Source organism: Nonomuraea sp. MTCD27, from assembly GCF_041950495.1.
GTDB lineage: Bacteria > Actinomycetota > Actinomycetes > Streptosporangiales > Streptosporangiaceae > Nonomuraea.
This window is the reverse complement of sequence record NZ_JBGNUW010000006.1, coordinates 172,423-192,149: the sequence shown is the minus strand read 5'-3', so window position 1 is coordinate 192,149 and position 19,727 is coordinate 172,423. Positions and strand designations below refer to the sequence as shown.

The following is a 19,727-nucleotide window of genomic DNA, read 5'->3' as shown; positions in this document are numbered from 1 at the left end:
GCTCAGCGGCCCTCGGTCTCCGCGTCGGCCTCGGCGTCGATCTCGTCGATGCCGCGCACGACGTTGACCCAGGCCCGCTCCCGCAGCCCGTCGGCGCCGGCGCCGGGCTTCATCGCCTCGTGCAGCACTCCCGCGAGCGCCTCCTCGATCGCGGGGTCGGCCGCGGCGGCGGCCAGCAGGACGCGGGTCTCGCGCGGGTGCTCGGCCAGCAGCTGCTGGAAGGCCAGCGGGTCGCGCCCGTACGCCGCGATCAGGCCCTGCGGGCTCCAGCCCGGATCCGGCAGGCGGTTCAGCAGCCCCACCGCCACCCGGTTGAGGAACGTGCCCGACTGCCCGGCCAGCGTGACCAGCCGGGTCAGCACGTCGGGCGGGGCGCTCTCCACGAGCGCGTACCACTCGTCCCCGAGCCGCCCGGTGCGTTCGGCGCTCGCGAACGCCTCGGCCAGCCCGCCGTCCAGCGCCCGGGTGAAGGCGTCCGGTCCGAGGGCCGCCAGCAGCGCCGCCGCGTACGCGGGATCGCCGGCCTTGCCCTCGATGTCCGGAACCTCGCCGCCGGCCGCGGCGTCTTCGGCTGCGGCGTCTTCGGCCGCGCGGATGGCGACGGCCGTATCCTCGGCGGCCCGCCGGGCCTCCGCCTCGCTGCCGAAGGGGAACGTTCCGGTGAGCATGCCTCGCTCGCGCACCGGCACGAGCTGCTCCAGCGTGTCGATGCGCCACCTCAAGTCCTGCTGGGACTCGTGGTAGAACGCCCAGGTGCGGTGCATGGCCGTGGTGCCCTGGCGGCCGGTCCAGTCCTGGCCCGCCTCGGCGATCGCCGCGTCGAGCCCGGGCCGCGTCCCGCCGAGGACTCCCTTGCCCGCCTCCAACCGGCGGATCAGTTCTTGTGCGCCGCGGGGGTCGATCCCTACGAACTCCCCCATGAACCCTCCCAGAGGGTGTGGTTACCAGGCGGGAGTCAAGCACACCGGGAGTACCGGACGGGACACGTTTCGCAGAACGGGAATCGGAGGATCAGTCGCGATAAGTCCGGACGTAGTCGAACTTGGCGACCGCGCCGGTCCTGTTCATCGAGATCAGGCCGATCCTGAGCTCGTCCTTGGGATGACTCCCTTCATCGGCCAGTGGTCTCTTTCTCGAAGGAACTCAGCGTGGGGTCGTAGTCCGAGGTCCCGATGTCGTACATCGGGGTCATCCAGTGGTAGAAGTTGTCGCCGCGGTCGCGCAGCAGGTCGTACAGCCTGCGCATCAGGCGGCGCCGGACCGGGGCCAGCTCCGGGTGGGTGTACCGGTTGCTCAGCTCGTGCGGGTCGTCCCGCAGGTCGTACAGCTCGTTGACCGACTCCGGGTTGACGACCAGCTTGTAGCGGTCGTCGCGGATCATGCGCTGCGGGTAGGGGAAGTGGTGGCCGTGGAACTCCGCGAGCAGCTCGGCCGGCCACTCGGGGTGCTCGCCGCGCACGAGGGGCACCAGGCTGCGGCTGTCCACGGCCGGCTTGGTGTCGCAGCCCGCCAGGTCGAGGATCGTCGCCGTGCAGTCGGTGAGGTTGACGAACTCGTTCCTGACCTGCGGTGGCCGGCCGGGGATGCGGACGATGCCGGGGATGCGGTAGATGTCCTCGTACATCGCCGGGCCCTTGTCGTGCAGCCGGTGGGCGCCGGTGAACTCGCCGTGGTCGGCGGTGAAGAAGACCGCCGTCCGGTCCGACAGGCCCAGCTCGTCCATGCGGTCGAGGATCCGGCCGATCTGCTGGTCGATCAGCGTCACGTAGCCCCAGTAGACCGCGATCAGCTTGCGGGTCACCTCGATGGGGATCGTGTCGAACGTCCAGTGCGCGCTGTAGTTGCGCTGCACCGGGGGCTTGCCCTCGAACGTCTCCGCGATCGACGGCGGCAGCTCGACCAGGCTCGGGTCGTACATGTCGAAGTACTCGTCGGGCAGCAGGTACGGCAGGTGCGGCCCGAAGAAGTGCGTGGCCAGGAAGAACGGGCGACCGTCCGCCGCGTACCGCTCCATGTGCTCGATCGCCCGGGTCGCCAGGTAGTGCTCGAACGTGGCCTCGACCGGCTGGTGCAGCCGCGCCGCCAGCAGGTTGCCCTGGTTGCCGTTGGGCGTGGTGCCCCGGACCAGCTCCGAGATCCGGTACGGCGGCAGCCCCCGCTCCTCCAGGTACGCCAGGTAGTCGGGGTGGTCGACCGGGTTGTGCCAGCCGGGCAGGTCGGGGCCGTCGAAGCCGTACGAGGCGGCGTTGCGGCTGGTCCCGCCGTGCCACTTGCCGATCAGCCCCAGCTGGTAGCCGCGGTCCTTCAGCGCCTCCGGGAAGGTGAAGGCGTCCTCCCGCAGGTCCTCCAGATAACCGACGTTGCGCTCGTAGTTCGCCAGCAGCCGGTGCCGGAACGGGGCCTGCCCGGTGAGCAGGCTGGCCCGCGCGGGCGTGCAGATGGCCGTCGGCGTGTAGAACCGATCGAACCGCGTGCCGGTGGCGGCCAGCCTGTCCAGGTTGGGCGTGGCCACGTGCGGGTTGCCGTAACAGCCCAGGGTGTCGACGCGGTGCTGGTCGGTCATCAGGAACAGCAGGTTCACTTGGTGAAGGCCTTTTCGTAGAGGTCGCCGGTGTAGTACGTCGCCGGGTCCGGCTTCGACTTGAGCTGGCCGGTGCCGACGAAGAAGTCGCCCAGGCTGTTCAGCCACTTGGCCACGGTGCCGTCCTTGGTCTTGGCGACCAGGTCGGCGGTGGTCATGGTCTGGACGTTGGCGGCGTCGGCCTTGACCTTGGCCGCGTCCAGCTTGAGCAGGGCGGCCGCCTCGGTGATCGACTCCTCGGGGTGCGCGGCCCGCCAGTCGTTGGCCTCCTGCAGCACCTTGATCACCTTGTTGGTGAGCTCGGCGTCCACCCCGGTGCCGCCCACGAACGCGGTCGGGAACGAGTTGTCGGGGAACTCCTTGGTGCTGGCGATCTCCACCATGTCGGGCACCTGCTGCTTGATGTTGCCGATCAGCGGGTACCAGATGCCGGCCCCGTCGATCTGCCCGGCGGCGAACGCCGAGACGACGGTGGCCGGGTCCATGGGCACCTTCTGGATGTCCTTGGCCGTCATGCCGGCCTTCTGCAGCGCCAGGTTGAGCACCATGTCGCCGGACGTGCCCTCCGGCACGCCGACCTTCTTGCCCTTGAGGTCCTGCATGGTCTTGACGCCGGGGCGGCCGATGACACGGTCGGCGTACGCGAGCGTGTTGATCGCGACGACCTTGGCCTTGCCGGAGGCGGGCAGCCACATCGCGCCCGGGCCGATGTAGCCGAAGTCGAGGTCACCCGCGCCGAGCGCCTGGATCTGCAGCGGCCCGTTGGTGAACACCTTGATCTCGGGCGTGAGCCCCTGCTTCTCCCACATGCCCTGCTTCTGGGCGATGGCGAGCAGGCTCGCGCCGTTGTAGTCGCTGATGTAGCCGAACCTGACCGTGGAGCCGTCGTCGGAGCAGGCCGTCACGGAGAGTGCTATCAGGCTCACCGCCGAGGCGGCCGTCAGGGCGCGACGAAGAGAACGCATGGCGGATCAGTCCTTTCTGGGGGGTTTGTCAGGCCGCCGATGCGGCGGGTGCCTGGTGGTACACGGCGTGCCAGACCTCGTTGCGGATCCGCCCGAACTCGGGCGACAACCGCATTTCCTCGGTCCTCGGGTAGGGCAGGTCCACGTCGATGATCTGCTGGATGCGGCCGGGCCTGGCGGCCATCACGATCACCCGGCTGGCCAGGTAGACGGCCTCGTCCACGTCGTGGGTGATGAACATGACCGTGCGCTGCTCCTGGCTCCACGTGTCGAGGAGCTGGTCCTGGAGCTGCACCCTGGTCAGGGCGTCGAGGGCGCCGAACGGCTCGTCCATGAGCAGGACCCCCGGGTTCACCGCGTACGCGCGGGCGATCGCGCAGCGCTGCTTCATGCCGCCGGACAGCATCTTGGGCAGCGCGTCGGCGAAGTCGGACAGCCCGACCAGCTCGATCGCCCGCTCGGCCCGCCGCCTGCGCTCATCGGCCGGCAGCTCCATGAGCTTCAGCCCGAACTCGACGTTCTTGCGCACGGTCAGCCACGGGAACAGCGCGTACTGCTGGAAGATCACCCCCCGGTCCGGACCCGGCCCGGTGACGGGCCGGCCGTCCACGAGCACCTCGCCCGAGTCCGGCTCGACCAGCCCGGCGGCCATGCTCATCAGCGTGCTCTTGCCGCAGCCCGAGGGGCCCACGACCGTGACGAACTCGCGGTCGGCGACGTCCAGCGACACGTGGTCCAGCGCGGTGAAGGTCTCGTCCTTCATCGGGTAGGTCTTGACCACGTCCCTGAACGAGATCTTGGTGTTCATCGGCGCTCCTGCCAGTTGGTGAGGCGTCGCTCGGCCAGCAGCAGCAGCCGGTCCATCAGCAGGCCGAGCACGCCGATGGCGATCAGGCCCACGAAGATCGTGGACAGGTCGTAGTAGAGCTGGGCCTGCTGCATCCGGAAGCCCAGGCCCTCCTGGGCGGCGATCAGCTCGGCGGCCACCAGCGTGCCCCAGGCCGAGCCGAGCCCCACCCGCATCCCGACCAGGATGAACGGGGTCGAGGCCGGCACCACGACCTTGAGGAAGATGGTCCGGTCCGACGCGCCGAGCACGCGGGCGGCGTTGATCAGCGTCTTGTCCACGTCCACCACGCCCTGGAACGTCGCCACGACGCTGGACAGGAACGACGCCAGGAAGATCACGAAGACCTTCGGCACCTCGCCGATGCCCATGAGCACGATGGCCAGCGGGATGATCGCCAGCGGCGGGATGGTGCGGAAGAACTGCACGTACGGCTCCAGCAGGCCGCGCGCGGTGGCGTACCAGCCCATCAGGAAGCCGATCGGGACCGCCAGCAGCGTGCCGAGCAGGAAGCCCAGCAGCACCCGGCGCAGGCTGGCCAGGGAGTCCATCAGCAGCGTGCCGTCGGCGACCAGCTCGCCGGCCTTGCCCGCCACCTGGAGCGGGTTGGGCAGGCCCTGCACGCCGATGGTGGCCAGCGACGTCCAGATGAGGAGGCCGATGACGACCGCGATCAGGTTGAGCGCTATGGCGCGCCGCGAGCGCTTCGGGCCGCGCCGCACGGCCGGAGCCGCCGACGACTTGCCCAGCGCGGTGAGCTGGGTCATGGGTTCATCAAGTCCTCTGTTGCGAGATCCGGTCCTGCCGGATAGCGAGAAAGCAGCGGGGATTCGTGCAGCACCAGGGCTATCCCGCCGAGGGCGCCGGCCACCTCGCCGAGCGTGGCCCGGCGCAGGCTCACCCGATGCCGGGAGACCGGCATGACGTGGTCGTGCAGCGCCCGCTCGATCGGCCCGGCCAGCGCGTCGCCGGTCTCCGCGAGCTCGCCGCCGATCACGATGACGCTGGGGCCGATCGCGTTGCACAGGGCCGCGAGCATCTCGCCGATCCTGGTGCCGACGCCGTCCAGCAGCGTCAGCGCGCTCGCGTCGCCGCCCTCCACGGCCTTCACCAGCTCGCGCACGTCGCCGGCCCGGCCACCGGCGGCGCGGTAGGCGTCCAGCACGGCCCTTATCGAGGCGACGGTCTCCAGGCAGCCGGTCCCGCCGCAGTCGCAGCGGGCGCCGTCCGGCTCGACCGTGATGTGGCCGAACTCGCCGGACAGGCCGTACGCGCCGCGGTGCAGCGACCCGCCGACCACCAGCCCGCCGCCGACACCGTGGGACAGGCGCAGGTACAGCACGTCCCGCCCGCCGGCGGCGGCCCCCCAGATCGCCTCGCCGAGCGCGGCGAGGCGGGTGTTGTTGTCGATCAGCACGGGCACGCCGAACCGCTCGCGCAACAGCGTCTGCACGGGATGCGGGACCGCCTCGCGAACGTCTCCGTCCCCACGGTCCGCCCCCGCCTCCTCAGCGGGCTCCCCGGCGAGGCCGCTGGCGGGGCCATCGGCGGGGCCATCGGCGGGTCCGCTGGCGGGACCGCTGACTGGGCCGACCACGCCGACGCCGATCGCGCTCAGCGCGCCCAGCCGCAGCGTCCCCGAGCCCGTGCCCGTCAGCGACCCGACGAGCCGCTCGGCCAGCGCGACGCGCTGCTCCCACGGCAGGTCGGCCGCGTGCGGCTCGCTGGCCGAGCCGACGATCTCGTGGGCCAGGTTGACGGCGGCGACGTGCAGCCCGCGGCGCGCGAAGTCGATGCCGATCGCCTGGCCGGCGTCGGGGTTGAGGGTCAGGGTCTCAGCCGGCCTGCCGCGCCCGCGCGGCGCCTCCTGCGCGGTCGCGGTCACGACCGCGCCGCTGGAGACCAGGTCCGCGAGGATGTCGTACAGGGTCGTGCGGGACAGTCCGCAGTGCTTGCCCAGCTCGCCCCGGCTTAGCGGGCCGTGCTTGCGCAGCAGCCCGAGCACGAGCTCTTCGTGCCCGCGCCGGAGTTGTGACAGGGGGCCACGGGGATGTGACATGTGCAGAGTCTGCCGACGCCCCCGCTTTTTCGTCAATAACCCGGAAAAAAACGTATCCGCCCTGACACGTGGCCTGTGAGCTGGAAGAACGCCCCTATCGAGGATGCACGGGGCTCGTAACGTTCGCGTAACGAGGCGTGCGCAGCGCCCGCTGGGTCACTCGGCCTTGGGCGGGACGGCCATCTCGCCCAGCTCGGACCAGCCGTCCTGGTCGAGGGTGGTGTTCACGATGCGGGGCGTCTCGGCGAGGTGGGGCGGCAGCGTCCGCTGGGCCTGCTTGAAGTGGGCCGACTGCACGTGCGCCGCCCCCGCCTCGCCGTCCCGGAACGCCTCCACCAGGACGTACTCGGTGGGGTCGTCGAGGCTGCGGGACCAGTCGAACCACAGGCAGCCGGGCTCGGCGCGGGTGGCCGCGGTGAACTCGGCGGTGATCTCCGGCCAGCGGTCGGCGTCTTCGGGCAGGGTGCGGAACTTGGCGGTGATGAAGATCATGAGCTCTCTCGATCGTCAGCGTTGTCAGGGGACGAGCCTATCGACCGGGGTATTCTCTATATCTCATGTAGGAAATGTTGACTTCATGCGTGCCTGCTCGTAGCTTCGTACGCATGAGCCAGGGCCTTCACCTCAGCCTCAGGAACGTGACCAAGACGTTCCAGGGCGACGCCGGCGAGCCGTTCACGGCGCTGTCCGGCCTCGACCTCGACGTGCGCCGCGGCGAGCTGCTCACGCTCGTCGGCCCCAGCGGCTGCGGCAAGTCCACCGTCTTCGCCCTCATCGCCGGGCTCACCCGGCCGACCGCCGGCCAGGTCCTCATAGACGGCGCGCCCGTCACCGGGCCCGCGCTCGACCGGGGCGTCGTCGTCCAGCAGTACGCCCTGTTCCCGTGGCGCACGGCCCAGGCCAACGTGGAGTTCGGGCTGGAGGCCAGGGCGGTGCCGGTGCGGGAGCGGGCGCGGCGGGCGCGCGAGCTGCTCGGGGTCGTGGGGCTGTCCGGCGTCGAGGAGCGGTATCCGTACGAGCTGTCCGGGGGCGAGCGGCAGCTGGTGGCCATCGCGCGCAGCCTCGCGTTCGACCCGGGCGTGCTGCTGATGGACGAGCCGTTCGCCGGGCTGGACGCGCGGACGCGCGAGTGGCTGCAGGAGCGGTTCGTACGCGTCTGGCGGCACACGGGCAAGACCGTCGTCTTCGTCACGCACGACGTCGGCGAGGCCGTCTACCTCGGGCGGCGGGTCGCGGTGATGACGGCGGGCCCGGGCCGTGTCAAGGAAGTGGTGAAAGTGGGGATTGATCCCATGGAGGGCGGTTCGCGGGCGCATCCGGCGTTCGCGGAGCACCGACGGCACGTAGGAAGCCTGCTGCGCGACGAACTCGCCGCGGCGCGGGCGCGGGAACGGAAGGTGACGGCCTCCCATGGCTGAGACGACGACATCGCGCTGGGATCCGGCGCCGGGCGAACGCGAGGGCGACGTCCACTGGTATGACCTCCCGGACGACGAGGCGGAGGAGGGTTTCGGGCTCGACGCGGAACCCCGCGCGGACCTCGGCCGCAGGAGGTGGCCGGGCCTCGTCACCGGCTGGGCGCGCGCCATCGTGGCGGTGGGCCGATGAGCGTCGTCGCACTGGTCGGCAACCCGCGGGAGGGCTCCAGGACCCTGACCGTGGCGGCGGAGGCGGCCCGCGCGGTCAAGCGACGCCTCGACGCACCCGGGCCCGGGGTGGCTGGGGGCGGGGTGGCAGGGGGTGCCGGGGGTGCCGGGATCAGGGCGGCCGGAAACGGGTCCGTCGGGCTCGGTGAAGCGGTGCCGTTCGAGGTGGTGGACCTGTCCGCGCTCGGGCCGCACCTGCTGTCCCCCGGCTCGTCCCCAGGCGTGGAGGTGGCGCTGGAGCTGGTGGCGGAGGCGAGCGTGCTGGTGGTGGCCAGCCCGACCTACAAGGGCACCTACACCGGCCTGCTCAAGTCGTTCCTCGACCGCCTGCCGTCCCAGGCGCTGGCGGGCAAGGCGGCGCTGCCGGTGCTGGTCATGGGGGACGCCAAGCACGCGCTGGCGGTCGAGGTGCACCTGCGCCCGCTGCTGGTGGAGCTGGGCGCGACCGTGCCCACCCCCGGCCTGGCGGTGCTGGAGTCCGAGCTGCCCCGGCTGGCGGAGGTCCTGGCGGTCTGGGCGGACCGGGTCGCGCCCCAGGCGGCCTCCGTGATCGAGGACCGCGCGCGCCGCTGATCGCGGGGGAATGGTGACTGGCGCGTCCGGTCGCGAGATGCCATGATCCGGCCACGGGCCCGTGCGAGGGGAGACACCATGATCTTCCGTAGTGTCCTGGCGGTCGTCGTCGCGGCGGCGGTCTTCGTCCCCGTCCCGGCGCAGGCCCAGACGCGGGTCAGGTTCGCCACCTTCAACGCCTCGCTCAACCGGGGCGCGGAGGGGCAGCTCGTCAGCGACCTGTCCACCCCGGACAACGCGCAGGCGAAGGTCATCGCCGAGATCGTCCAGCGGGCGCGGCCCGACGTGCTGCTGATCAACGAGTTCGACCACGACGTCTCCGGTGCCGCCGCCCGCCTCTTCCAGGACAACTACCTGTCGGTGGGGCAGGGCGGCGCGCGGCCGATCAGCTATCCGTACCGGTTCACCGCACCCAGCAACACCGGCCTGGCCTCGGGCTTCGACCTGAACAACGACGGTTCCGCCGTGACCACCCCGGGCGCCCCCGGCTACGGCGACGACGCGTACGGCTTCGGCGCCTTCCCCGGGCAGTACGGCATGGTCGTCTACTCGAAGCACCCGATCGACACCCGGGGGGTGCGCACGTTCCAGAAGTTCCTCTGGAAGGACATGCCCGGGGCCGCGCTGCCGCCCGGCTGGTACTCGGCCGAGGAGCTGCGGGTGCTCCGCCTGTCCTCGAAGAGCCACTGGGACGTGCCCGTACGCGTCGGGCACCGTACCGTGCACCTCCTGGCCAGCCATCCGACGCCGCCCACGTTCGACGGCGCGGAGGACCGCAACGGCCGCCGCAACCACGACGAGATCAGGCTGTGGGCCGACTACACGCATCCGGGCCGGGGCGGCTACCTCTACGACGACCGGGGCAGGCGCGGCGGGCTGGAGCCGGGGGCGGCCTTCGTGATCGCCGGCGACCAGAACGCCGACCCGAGCGACGGCGACAGCTACCAGGGCGCGATCCACCAGCTCCTCGACCACCCGAGGATCGACGGCCGGTCCGCGCCGTCGAGTGCGGGCGCGGCCGAGGCGGCGGCGCTGCAGGGCGGCGCGAACGCCACGCACACCGGCGACCCGAAGTACGACACCGCCGACTTCGCCGACACCGCGCCCGGAAACCTCCGCGCCGACTACGTGCTGCCGGCCAGGCGGCTGAGGGCCGTGGGCGGTGGCGTCTTCTGGCCGCCGCAGGCCGACCCGCTGTCCCGGCTGACCGGCGTCTTCCCCTTCCCGAGCTCCGACCACCGCCTCGTCTGGCTCGACGTCAGGATGGCCGTCGGCTGACCGCGTTTTCCGCCCGGCGAATTTCCGGAAATCGTGCGAATCGTGACGGAAGAAAATCGGTGTGATTTTCCGGAGCTAATTCTTAAACTCGCATACCGTGGACACCCCACCTCTTCTCCTGCATTTCCGGACGCATGATGTCCCACTGGTTCTGTCCAGGGGCGGCGAGCCGGTCTGGGACGACGCGGAGCTCCACCGGAATGCCCAGCGGAGCGACCCCGAGGGATACGCGCTGCTCGCGCTGGTGCCCGGTGTGCTCCCCTGGCAGCGCGCCCGCGTGCTGCTGCGGACGCTGGCCGCCTCGCAGGCCGGGCTGGACGACCGGACCCGGGCCACCCTGGCCAAGGTGACCAGGGCGCTCATGTTCGGCCTGCCGCCCGCGTACGCGCTCACGGTCCTCCTGGCGCTGCGCCGGCTGCGCGCCAACCACAAGCACACCACCCGGGCCATCGTCGCCTTCGTCCTGGAGCACCCGGACGTGGACGCGCTGATCGAGGCGCGCCGTCCCGCCCTGGTCGACTGCTTCGAGCACGCGCTCGGCAAGGCGACCGCGCGCGGGTGCGCCCGCCTGATCGCCGGGGGCGACACCGGGTCCGGCCGGCTGCGCAGGAGCCTGCTGCGCTTCACGTCGGACCCGGCCAGGGCGGTCGAGCGGGTGCGCGCGCTCTACGCGCCCGGCACGTACGGCGCGGCGGCCCCGCAGGAGCCGCCCGCGCCGCTCGACCCGGTCAGGGAGCACCCGCCGATCGTCACGCCCACCAACCGGGGTGACATCGCCGCGACGCTGGTCCACCTCTACCAGGGCGGACCGGCCGCCGAGCTGCGCCCGGCGCTGGCCGGGTACGTGGCGCGGGCGACCCGCGGGCTGCCCCGCCTCGACGCGAGCGTGGCCATGGTGCTGGACACGTCCGGCTCGATGCGCGGGTACGGCGAGCGCGAGTGGGCCGTGATGTCCCAGGCCGTGGCGCTGCGGCTGATGCTGGCCGAGGTCTGCGAGCGGCTCACCGTGATCGAGACCGGCGGGACGGAGGGGGTTCCGGCGGGGGCCACCGACCTGGCCGGCGGGCTGCTCGACGCGCTGGACACGGCGCCCGACCTGGTGGTGATCGTGACCGACGGCTACGAGAACCACCTGCCGGGCGACCTGTCCAGGGTGGCGGCCACGCTGCCGCGGGCCGGCGTCACCACGCCCGTGGTGCTGTGCCTGGCGACCTTCACCCGTGGCGACGACCTGACCCTGCGCGACCCCGCGCCGGAGCTGCCGCGCCAGTCCTTCTGGCACCAGGACGACTTCGCGGGCCTGCTGCCGTGGATGTTCGGCCACTGCGCGCCCGGGCGCGACTGGATCCGTACGACGATGCTCGACCGGCTGGAAGGAGGACGGACATGACCAGCCTGGACACGCTCATGCCGGTGCCGCTCGACCTGGGCGGCCACCGGGTGGGCACCCCGCAGCGCGCCGGGGCGCTGACCATGGTGCCGGTGTACGGCCCGGAACGCCCGGGCATCGTGCCGCCCCGCTCCGGGTTGAAGCTCAAGCGGGTCGTCGGCTACGGCCAGGTGGAGCTGCACAACGGCGCCCGCGAGGGCGTGGCCATCGTGCCGCTGCACCTCGGCTACATCCAGGACGCGGCGCAGAACCACGCCCTGTGCTCCGCGGCGCTGCTCGGCGCCGGGCAGACCAGGCGCTTCGACGACGCCTGCTGCGTCCAGGCCGGCCAGGGCGGCTACCTGGAGGGCCGCGACCAGTGGTTCTTCGTGCTGCCGCTGGAGCTGCGGGCCAAGGCGCTGCGGCTGCGCGGGCGGTCCGACTACGCCAAGCTGTGGCCGGACATCAGCGCGCTCAACAGCGCGTACGGGCTGCCGTCCCGCGGGCACCTGGAGCAGATCCTGTCGCGCAAGCGGGCGACGCTCACCCAGTTCCGGAGCCGGCTTGAGCTGATGCCGGGGCAGCTCGGGGCGCTGTTCTTCGTCCGCGACCGGTTCGCGGGGCTGGAGCTGGCGCCCGACGCGGCCTATTTCGCCGAGCTGTGGATGGCGCTGGTCTGCTTCGCGTACGGCGTGGCCGCCTGGCAGGCGGAGCCGGGGCGGGCGGCGGCGGAGCCGTACGACGCCGGGAGCATGGCGGAGCTGCGGGCCGAGCTGGCGCGCGACCGGGGCGCGCGGCTGGCCGAGGTGGCCTCCTGGATGCCGGCCCCGGCCGGTGACGTGCGCCTGGTCGAGGAGGAGCGCTATCTCGACCTGCGGCTGTCCACACTCACCGGCGGCGGGCTGGCCGGGCAGGTGGTCACCGAGCACGGGCGGACCGTGTACGCCTCGGTGTTCGCCGGCGGGTAAACCGGTTGCGGCGGCCGCGGGGGCGCCGGTTGAATGATCAGTGCGGGAACTGCGCCGGGCGCGGCGGACGAAACCCTCATTCCATGTAAGGGATGGTCGTCTATAACGACTCTGCAGGTTCGTCGAGGCGCCGGCCACCTGTCCCGCACTTTTCAACTGCTTATACGCTCATATTTCCGACTTAACAAGATCTTGTCAGCCCGAGATGCGGGTGCTACCTCTTGCGAAGATGCGCGCAATCTGCGCATCCCTGACACGCAGGAGGGAAACGTGTCGACCAAGTCCTGGTTACGCAGCACGCTCATCTGCGTCGCGGCCACCGCGACGCTTCTACCCCTCACAGGGGCGGCCCGGGGCGAACCCGGCGGGCAGGCCCCGGTGATCCACGACTTCCAGGCGGAGAACCACGGCAAACCCGATGTGGACAACCGCCAGGGCAGGGTGCCGCCCCCGGCCGGGGCCGACCGGCGCAGCGCCGGTCCCGCCGCCGAGGTCCGCTGGAACGCACTCGGCACCCCGGCGTCCGTCGTCAGCGCCGAACCGTTGGCCGAGGGCCTGAGCTCCGACCCGGTCCAGGCCGCGAAGGACTACCTCAAGAACAACGAGAGCGTCTTCGGGCTGGCGGCCGAGGCCGTGGACGCTCTGGAGACGGTCGCGGTCAACCCCATCGGCGCGGGGCACGCGGTGCTGCTGCGCCAGCGGTTCGGCGACCTGCCGGCCGGCGTGGACGGTCTCGTCGCGATCGGCGTGGCGGGCGGCCAGATCAGGCACGTCACGTCCTCGCTGTCGCGCGAGACGGGCGCGCCGCCGGCCGCCGCGATCACCGCGCAGCAGGCCCTGGAGATCGCGGCCAGGGACGGCGGCATCGACCTGGCCACCGCGATCACCAAGCAGGCCACCCCGGTGGCGGTGCCGGCGCCCGACGGGGTGCACAGCGCGTACCAGGTGGTCCTGATCGGTGGCGCGCAAGGCGCCGAGGCGGGCTTCACCACCCACGTGGACGCGGTCAGCGGCGCGATCATCACGCGGGAGAACCTGGTCGACCACCACGCCGAGCCGGACAATCCGCACTGGTCCGTCTTCCCGGCCAACCCCCGTGACGACTACTCCTCCAAGGACACCCGCCAGACCTGGTGCTTCGCGCCCGGCCCGGGCTGCGACTACATCAGCGGCGGCGACCCGGGGACGGGCAAGGCGTGGGACGTGGACCACACGACGGACGCGCCCACGAACACCAGCCTCGGCAACGCGGCCAGGACCTTCGAGAACCGGGCCAGCGGCGACGCGTTCACGGTCGGCACCCGCTCCAACGTGCTCACGCCGAGCAGGAACTACACCTACCCCTGGAAGAACACCTGGTACGAGGCCAAGTGCAACCCCGCGGTGTTCGACCAGCCGGGCGAGGCCGACCTCGAGGCGGCCATGGCGAACCTGAACGCCATGCACAACCGCATGCATGACTGGTCCTACCGGCTCGGGTTCACCGAGACCGCCTGGAACATGCAGGCGGACAACGGCGAGCGCGGCGGCCTCGGCAACGACCCCGAGCAGGGCAACGCCCAGGCGGGCGCCCGGGTCCTGTCCGTACGCGACAACGCCAACCAGATCACCGGGCCGGACGGGGTCGCGCCGATCACGAACATGTACCTGTGGCAGCCGATCGCCGGCTCGTTCTACGCGCCCTGCGTGGACGGCGACTACGACATGTCGGTCATCGGCCACGAGTACACGCACGCCATCTCCGGCCGCATGGTCGGCGGGCCGAACGCCGGATGGAGCGGCTCCCAGGCCGGCGCCATGAACGAGAGCACCTCCGACCTGTTCGCCATGGAGCACCTCTTCGAGTACGGCTTCCGTCCCTCGGGCCAGACCCCGTACGTCACCGGCGGGTACGTCACGGGCGACAAGGCGGCGGGCATCCGGAACTACGACATGTCGAAGTCGCCGCTCAACTACAGCGACCTGGGCTACGACATCGTCGGCACGCAGTCGCACGCCGACGGCGAGATCTGGTCGGCCACCCAGTTCGACGTGCGGGCGGCCTTCGTCAAGCGGTACGGCCAGGGCACGGCCAGGCAGCAGCGGGCGTGCGCGGACGGTCAGACGCCGGTCGACAAGTGCCCGGGCAACCGGCGCTGGGCCCAGCTCTCGTTCGACGCCCTGCTGCTGATGGCCTCGGGCGCGGTCAGCTACGTCGATCACCGCGACGCGCTGCTGGCGGCGGACCGGATCCGCTTCGGCGGCGCGAACCAGGACATCATGTGGCGCGCGTTCGCCGAGCACGGCCTGGGCGAGGGCGCGGCCAGCAACGGCCAGAACGACGCCGACGCCACGCCGAGCTTCGTCAACCCGGCGGGCAAGAACGGCTCGCTGCAGCTCAAGCCGCTGGGCGAGGCGAAGGGCGCGGCGCTGCGGCTGTACGTGGGCGACTACGAGGGCCGCGTCGTCCCCGTCGCGGACACCGACCCGGCCACCCCGCTCGGCGACACGGTCCAGATGACGCCCGGCCTGTACGACTTCGTCGTGGCGGGCGCCGGCTTCGGCCACAAGCGGCTGAAGTACGCGGTCGTCCCCGGCATCACGCTGCCGGTCCCGCTGGCCCTGACCCGCAACCACGCCTCGGCGGCGAGCGGGGCGACGGCCACGGGCGACGGCGTGAACCAGGCCAGGCTGATCGACGAGACCGAGGCCACGAACTGGGCCTCGCTCACCGGCGCGCCGGCCGGCAAGTCGGTGGTCGTGGACCTGGCGGGCGACGCGCCGGTCAAGATCCGCAGGGTGCAGGTGAGCACCATGCTGCGGCCCAACATCGGCGACCCGGCCGACCCTGGCGGGCAGAACCGCTTCTCCAGCCTGCGCTCCTTCGAGGTGCTGGCCTGCAGCGCGAACTGCGCCGACCCGGCGAGCTTCCGGAAGATCTACACCAGCCCGGCGGACGCGTTCCAGTCCGGGCTGCCGCGGCCGCGGGGCGCGGACATGATCTTCAAGTCGTTCGACGTGCGGACCACGAGCGCCACCCACCTGATGTTCCGCGCGCTCACCACGCAGTGCACCGGCAACCCGCTGTACGCCGGTGAGCAGGACGCCGACCCGAACTCGGCGACGGACTGCGCCACGGCCAGCCCGCAACGGGATCAGGTCAGGGCGGCCGAGTTCCAGGCGTACTCGCACTGATCGATCTCCGGGCCCGCGCTCCGCGTGAGGGGCGCGGGCCCTTTCCTTGCCCAAAGTGATTAGACGCCGTACTATCCCAAGAGAGGTTAATTCGATGTAAAACTATCTCCGGGGGAGACATGCGTACCCTGATCCGGAACGCCCGCGTGTTCGACGGCGAGCGGACCCTGACCGGCACCGACGTCCTGATCGACGGCGACCGCATCGCGGAGCCGGGCGGGCCCGTGGACGTCGAGGTGGACGGCACGGGCAAGACCCTGCTGCCCGGCCTGATGGACGCCCACGCGCACGCCTACGACGGCGACCTGGCGGAGGCGCTGAGGTTCGGCGTCACCACCGAGCTGGAGATGAACAACCTGCCGCCCATCGTGGCCGCCCAGCGCCGCCTGGCCGCCGAGCGCGACGACGTGGCCGACTTCCGCAGCTCCGGCATGATCGCCACGGCCCCGGGCGGTCACCCGACCCAGCTCATGACCCCTGACCTGATGCGCTCGCTCGGCCTGGAGTCGGGCCTGGACACGGTCGCCGACCCCGGCCAGGCGAGGGCGTTCGTGGAGGCCAGGCTCGCGGAGGGCGCCGACTACCTGAAGATCGCCGTCGACGACGGTGGCGTGTCCGGCATGGATCTGCCGGTCCTCACGCCCGAGCTCGCCGCCGTCCTGGTGGCGGCGGGCCACGCCGCCGGGCTCAAGGTCATCGCCCACACGGTCACCGCCAGGGAGGCGCTGATCGCGCTGGACGCGGGGGCCGACGGCCTGGCGCACCTCTACTCGGACGTGGACGAGGAGGGGGCGGAGGAGATGGCGGCCAGGATCGCCGCGTACGACGCGTTCGTCATCAGCACGCTCGCCTACATCGAGGCGGTCACCGGCGACCCCGGCGGGACCGAGCTGCTGCGCGACCCGAGGACGGCCGGGCGGATGTCGGAGCGGGCGAAGGCCACGTTCCAGCGCGAGATCACCGGCGTGCCCATGCATTCGCGGGGCGTGGTCAACGCCTCGCACTCGGCGGCGGCGCTGCTGCGGGCGGGCGTGCCCCTGCCGGCCGGGACGGACGCGACGCCGTTCGGGCCGGTGCACGGGGCGGGCCTGCACCACGAGCTGCTGCTCCTGACCGAGGCGGGGCTGACGCCGGAGGAGGCGCTGGCGGCCGCGACGAGCGTCACGGCGGGGTGCTTCGGGCTCGCGGACCGGGGGCGGATCGCGGCCGGGCTGCGGGCGGACCTGCTGCTCGTGGACGGTGACCCGACCGCCGACATCACCGCCACCCGCGCGATCGCCGGCGTGTGGCGAGGAGGCGTGCGGCAGGGGGAGCGCTGAGCGGGCTCCCGGGTGCACTCTTGGTGTGTGACCGAGGAACTGGTGGCGTACGCGCGGGAGGCGTTCGGGTGGGGTGTCGACGCCGTGGTGTCCGCGGGGCGGCGGGGCGCGCTGGGGCAGATCTGGCGGGTGGACGCCGGAGGCGTCTCGTACGCGCTGAAGGAGATCTTCGGCGGGCCGCCGCCGGAGGCGCTGGTCGAGGCCGAGCTCGCGTTCGCCCGGCGGGCGGCCGGGGCCGGGGTGCGGCTGCCGGCCGGCCATCCGGCCCGCGACGGCCGCCACGTGGTCGAGGCGCCCGGCGGGGCGTGGCTGCGCCTGTACGACTGGATCGACCTGCGCCCGGTCGATCTCGCGGCGCCGGCCACTCCCGGAGAGCTCGGGGCGCTGCTCGCGCGGCTGCACCGGTGCGCGCCGGCCGCGGCGACAGAACCGACCGGGGCGCCGACCGGGGCGCCGACCGGGGCGCCGGGCGGGGAACCGCCCGCCGCCTGGTACCACCGCGCCCCCGCTCCGCACGAGTGGGAGCGGGCGGCGGCGTCGGGGGCGGCGTGGGCGGCGCGCCTGGGCGAACGCCTGGCCACCGTGCCCGAGCTGTGCGCGGCGGTCGGCCCCGCCGATCCCGCCGAGCTGATCGTCTGCCACCGCGACCTGCATCCGGAGAACGTCCTGGCCGGTCCCGGCGGCGAGCTGGTGGTCGTCGACTGGGACCAGCTCGGACCGGCCGCGCCGGGGCGGGAGCTGGCCCGGGCCCTGTTCGACTGGTTCTGCGACCCCGTCGCCGAGCTCGGCGCCATGCGGGACATGTACGAGGCGTACGTCCGCGCGGGCGGGCCCGGCCGGATCACGGAGCCGGCGGACTTCTCGATGCTCGTCGCGTCCCGGCTGAACTTCCTGCTGGGCCAGACGCGCGTGGCCCTCGACCCGCGGGCCGAGCGGCGGCACCGCGAGTGGGCGGAGCGCGAGATCGACGAGGCGCTGCGCATCATGCCGACGCCGCGGGCGCTGGCGGAGGTGCTGGAGCTGGTACGGCGCTGAGGCCCGGCGAGCGCTCGCCGGGCCTCAGCTGTCCAACATGTCCTTTAGTAGATGCGGTACTTCTTGCCGCAGTTGTCGAACTTGCCGGCCCAGCAGGTGTAGGTGTACACCTTCTTGATCCCCCGGCCGCTCCACGAGCCGACGACCTTGCCGTCCCAGGACTTGTTGAACTTGTGCCAGCCGCCGTTCTGGTAGTACTCGAACCAGACCCAGCCCTTCTTGCCGCCGACCTTGTCCACGCCGTACCACTTCGTGTGGACCTTGCCGCCGGACTTCCACGTCTTGCCGAACGTGTACGCCTTGCGGTCGCTGGAGAAGAACTTGCCCCAGCTCGTCCCCGTGTGGATCGTGGCCTGAGTCGCGGTGGCCTGAGTCGCGGTGGACTGGGTGGCCGCCTGGGCGGCTGCGGGGCTGAGGGCGAGGCCCGTGAGGGCCATCGAGCCGGCCATCGCCGCGATCGCAAAGGTCTTACGCATTTCGGAATTCCTCCCCTGTCGGTGCTGCCGGGGTGCTCCGGCAGAAGAGACAGTACGGAGACCTGGCGCGATCATCTGTGCAGGAATCCACACATAGGGGGTGATCAGCGACACACCTCAGCGCTTGACCGACAGCCCGTCCACGGCGAACGGGACGAACGACGGCTGCGCCGCCCTGGCCTGGGCCGCGCTCTGCCCGCACAGGCCTGTCAGGATGTGGTTCACGGTCGCCACGTCGATCGGGCTCACCTGGGGATAGCCGTTCTCGTCCAGGCGCTGGTACTTCATCAGGTTGATCCCCATGGAGAGCTGGCGGCCGCCGTCCGGGCTGGAGATCGACTCCGTGCCCATGCCGAACACGCCGCCGCTGTGCCCCCAGAACCGCCCGCACGGCAGGTCGTAGGAGTAGATGCCGAGCCCGTAGTTCAGCGGCGCCCCGCCGGCCAGCACCGGCACCGTCTTCTGCATCTCGGCGACCTGCTCCCGGCCGATCAGCTCGCCGCGCAGCAGCGCCCGGTAGAAGCGGTTGAGGTCGTCCATCGTGGACGTCACCGCGCCCGCCGTGGCGGCCCAGGACATGTCGTAGACGCTGTAGTCCTTGGGCGGGTCGATGAGGCCGTACAGCGACTCGTACGCCTTGGAGTGCGGGCCGGGGATGTGCGGCGTGCGCGGGAAGGACGTGTGGCGCAGGCCCGCCTTGCGGATGACGTTGCGGGTGATGTACCGCTCGGCGTCCATGCCCGTCACCTTCTCCAGGAGCAGGCCGGCGAGCACGTAGTTGGTGTTGGAGTAGGACCCCGGCGTGGCCCCCGGCTGCCCGGTCGGCGTGGCGCCGAGGCCCAGCCGGACCAGCTCCTGCGGGGTGAAGGTGCGCGAGCGGTTGTCGTCCAGGCTCCTGCCCGAGCCCTCCAGCAGCGACGGGAACGCCGGGCCCACGTAGTCGGCGATGTGGCTGGTGTGGTTGAGCAGCATCCGTACGGTGATCTGCCGGCCGCGCTCGCCGGGCACCAGGTCGGGCAGGTAGCGGGCGACGGGGGCGTCGAGCTCGATCGTGCCGCGGGCCACCTGCTGGAGCACGGCCACCGAGGTGAACGTCTTGGTGATGCTGCCGACCCGGTGCACCATGTCGGGCCGTACCGGGCGGCCCGTGTCCACGTCCGCGACGCCGGAGGCGCCCCGCCAGCTCTGGGCTCCGTCCCGTACCTGGGAGTAGATCCCGTACATGCCGGCTTCGTGCACCGCGTCCAGCGACTGCCGCAACACCTGCCCGTCGAGGTCGGTGCCGGCGGCGGCCGCCTGGGCCGGGACGGCGGCGATCAGCAGGCTCGCAGCCAGGGCGAGGACGGCGCGACGATTTGAGGTCTTGTGACCGAACTGGCGAATTGACATGCCGCCAGCATGGTGGCGCCGGGACGGCCGGGTTAGTCCACCGTGTCA

Annotated in this window: 18 protein-coding genes; 9 read left to right on the top strand and 9 right to left on the bottom strand. The window is 71.9% G+C overall.

All coding sequences use genetic code 11. The annotated features are described in order from the left end of the window. Nucleotides 1–2: 2 nt before the first annotated feature. The 7 genes from ACBJ59_RS19825 to ACBJ59_RS19795 all read right to left on the bottom strand — a co-directional run bounded on the left by ACBJ59_RS19825 (nucleotide 3) and on the right by ACBJ59_RS19795 (nucleotide 6,944). Nucleotides 3–920, bottom strand: coding sequence for a hypothetical protein (locus tag ACBJ59_RS19825; RefSeq protein WP_375111681.1), 918 nt, complete (start codon nucleotides 918–920; stop codon nucleotides 3–5). A 191-nt stretch (nucleotides 921–1,111) separates the two neighbouring features. Next, nucleotides 1,112–2,581: a sulfatase-like hydrolase/transferase gene (locus ACBJ59_RS19820; protein ID WP_375111680.1), complete on the bottom strand. Its 1,470-nt coding sequence runs from the start codon at nucleotides 2,579–2,581 to the stop codon at nucleotides 1,112–1,114. After that, on the bottom strand, nucleotides 2,578–3,546 hold the full coding sequence (locus ACBJ59_RS19815) for an aliphatic sulfonate ABC transporter substrate-binding protein (RefSeq protein WP_375111679.1): 969 nt from the start codon (nucleotides 3,544–3,546) through the stop codon (nucleotides 2,578–2,580). Before ACBJ59_RS19815 ends, ACBJ59_RS19820 begins: the two co-directional genes overlap by 4 nt. Nucleotides 3,547–3,574: 28 nt before the next feature. Continuing rightward, nucleotides 3,575–4,354 (bottom strand): ABC transporter ATP-binding protein, encoded by a 780-nt coding sequence (locus ACBJ59_RS19810; protein ID WP_375111678.1) that lies wholly within the window; start codon nucleotides 4,352–4,354, stop codon nucleotides 3,575–3,577. Next, on the bottom strand, nucleotides 4,351–5,160 hold the full coding sequence (locus ACBJ59_RS19805) for an ABC transporter permease (RefSeq protein WP_375111677.1): 810 nt from the start codon (nucleotides 5,158–5,160) through the stop codon (nucleotides 4,351–4,353). The genes ACBJ59_RS19810 and ACBJ59_RS19805 overlap by 4 nt, the downstream gene beginning before the upstream one ends. Beyond that, complete coding sequence (locus ACBJ59_RS19800; protein WP_375111676.1) at nucleotides 5,157–6,452, bottom strand: ROK family protein; 1,296 nt, start codon at nucleotides 6,450–6,452, stop codon at nucleotides 5,157–5,159. The genes ACBJ59_RS19805 and ACBJ59_RS19800 overlap by 4 nt, the downstream gene beginning before the upstream one ends. Before the next feature lie 156 nt (nucleotides 6,453–6,608). Further along, complete coding sequence (locus ACBJ59_RS19795; protein WP_364122127.1) at nucleotides 6,609–6,944, bottom strand: putative quinol monooxygenase; 336 nt, start codon at nucleotides 6,942–6,944, stop codon at nucleotides 6,609–6,611. Between the two features lie 113 nt (nucleotides 6,945–7,057). Here ACBJ59_RS19795 and ACBJ59_RS19790 point away from each other — a divergent pair, with 113 nt between their 5' ends. From ACBJ59_RS19790 to ACBJ59_RS19750, 9 genes are all read left to right on the top strand, one after another. Then, nucleotides 7,058–7,870, top strand: coding sequence for an ABC transporter ATP-binding protein (locus tag ACBJ59_RS19790; RefSeq protein ID WP_375111675.1), 813 nt, complete (start codon nucleotides 7,058–7,060; stop codon nucleotides 7,868–7,870). Continuing rightward, a complete protein-coding gene (locus ACBJ59_RS19785) occupies nucleotides 7,863–8,060 on the top strand; it encodes a hypothetical protein (protein WP_375111674.1) in 198 nt (65 codons plus the stop codon). The genes ACBJ59_RS19790 and ACBJ59_RS19785 overlap by 8 nt, the downstream gene beginning before the upstream one ends. Beyond that, on the top strand, nucleotides 8,057–8,671 hold the full coding sequence (locus tag ACBJ59_RS19780) for an NADPH-dependent FMN reductase (RefSeq protein ID WP_375111673.1): 615 nt from the start codon (nucleotides 8,057–8,059) through the stop codon (nucleotides 8,669–8,671). Before ACBJ59_RS19785 ends, ACBJ59_RS19780 begins: the two co-directional genes overlap by 4 nt. Nucleotides 8,672–8,749: 78 nt before the next feature. Continuing rightward, on the top strand, nucleotides 8,750–9,949 hold the full coding sequence (locus ACBJ59_RS19775) for an endonuclease/exonuclease/phosphatase family protein (protein ID WP_375111672.1): 1,200 nt from the start codon (nucleotides 8,750–8,752) through the stop codon (nucleotides 9,947–9,949). A 97-nt stretch (nucleotides 9,950–10,046) separates the two neighbouring features. Further along, complete coding sequence (locus ACBJ59_RS19770) at nucleotides 10,047–11,339, top strand: hypothetical protein (protein ID WP_375111671.1); 1,293 nt, start codon at nucleotides 10,047–10,049, stop codon at nucleotides 11,337–11,339. Continuing rightward, complete coding sequence (locus ACBJ59_RS19765; RefSeq protein WP_375111670.1) at nucleotides 11,336–12,286, top strand: ARPP-1 family domain-containing protein; 951 nt, start codon at nucleotides 11,336–11,338, stop codon at nucleotides 12,284–12,286. Before ACBJ59_RS19770 ends, ACBJ59_RS19765 begins: the two co-directional genes overlap by 4 nt. 270 nt (nucleotides 12,287–12,556) lie before the next feature. After that, nucleotides 12,557–15,460 carry a M36 family metallopeptidase gene (locus tag ACBJ59_RS19760; RefSeq protein ID WP_375111669.1) on the top strand — a complete coding sequence of 968 codons (2,904 nt, stop codon included), beginning with the start codon at nucleotides 12,557–12,559 and terminating at the stop codon, nucleotides 15,458–15,460. A gap of 119 nt (nucleotides 15,461–15,579) precedes the next feature. After that, complete coding sequence (locus tag ACBJ59_RS19755; RefSeq protein ID WP_375111668.1) at nucleotides 15,580–16,779, top strand: amidohydrolase family protein; 1,200 nt, start codon at nucleotides 15,580–15,582, stop codon at nucleotides 16,777–16,779. A 27-nt stretch (nucleotides 16,780–16,806) separates the two neighbouring features. Next, nucleotides 16,807–17,814, top strand: coding sequence for a phosphotransferase (locus ACBJ59_RS19750; protein ID WP_375111667.1), 1,008 nt, complete (start codon nucleotides 16,807–16,809; stop codon nucleotides 17,812–17,814). Nucleotides 17,815–17,858: 44 nt separating this feature from the next. Here ACBJ59_RS19750 and ACBJ59_RS19745 read toward each other — a convergent pair whose 3' ends face one another. Both ACBJ59_RS19745 and ACBJ59_RS19740 read right to left on the bottom strand, forming a co-directional pair. After that, on the bottom strand, nucleotides 17,859–18,290 hold the full coding sequence (locus tag ACBJ59_RS19745) for a hypothetical protein (protein ID WP_375111666.1): 432 nt from the start codon (nucleotides 18,288–18,290) through the stop codon (nucleotides 17,859–17,861). A gap of 117 nt (nucleotides 18,291–18,407) precedes the next feature. Then, nucleotides 18,408–19,679, bottom strand: a complete 1,272-nt coding sequence (locus tag ACBJ59_RS19740; protein ID WP_375111665.1) for a serine hydrolase domain-containing protein — start codon at nucleotides 19,677–19,679, stop codon at nucleotides 18,408–18,410. Between the last annotated feature and the right edge of the window lie 48 nt (nucleotides 19,680–19,727).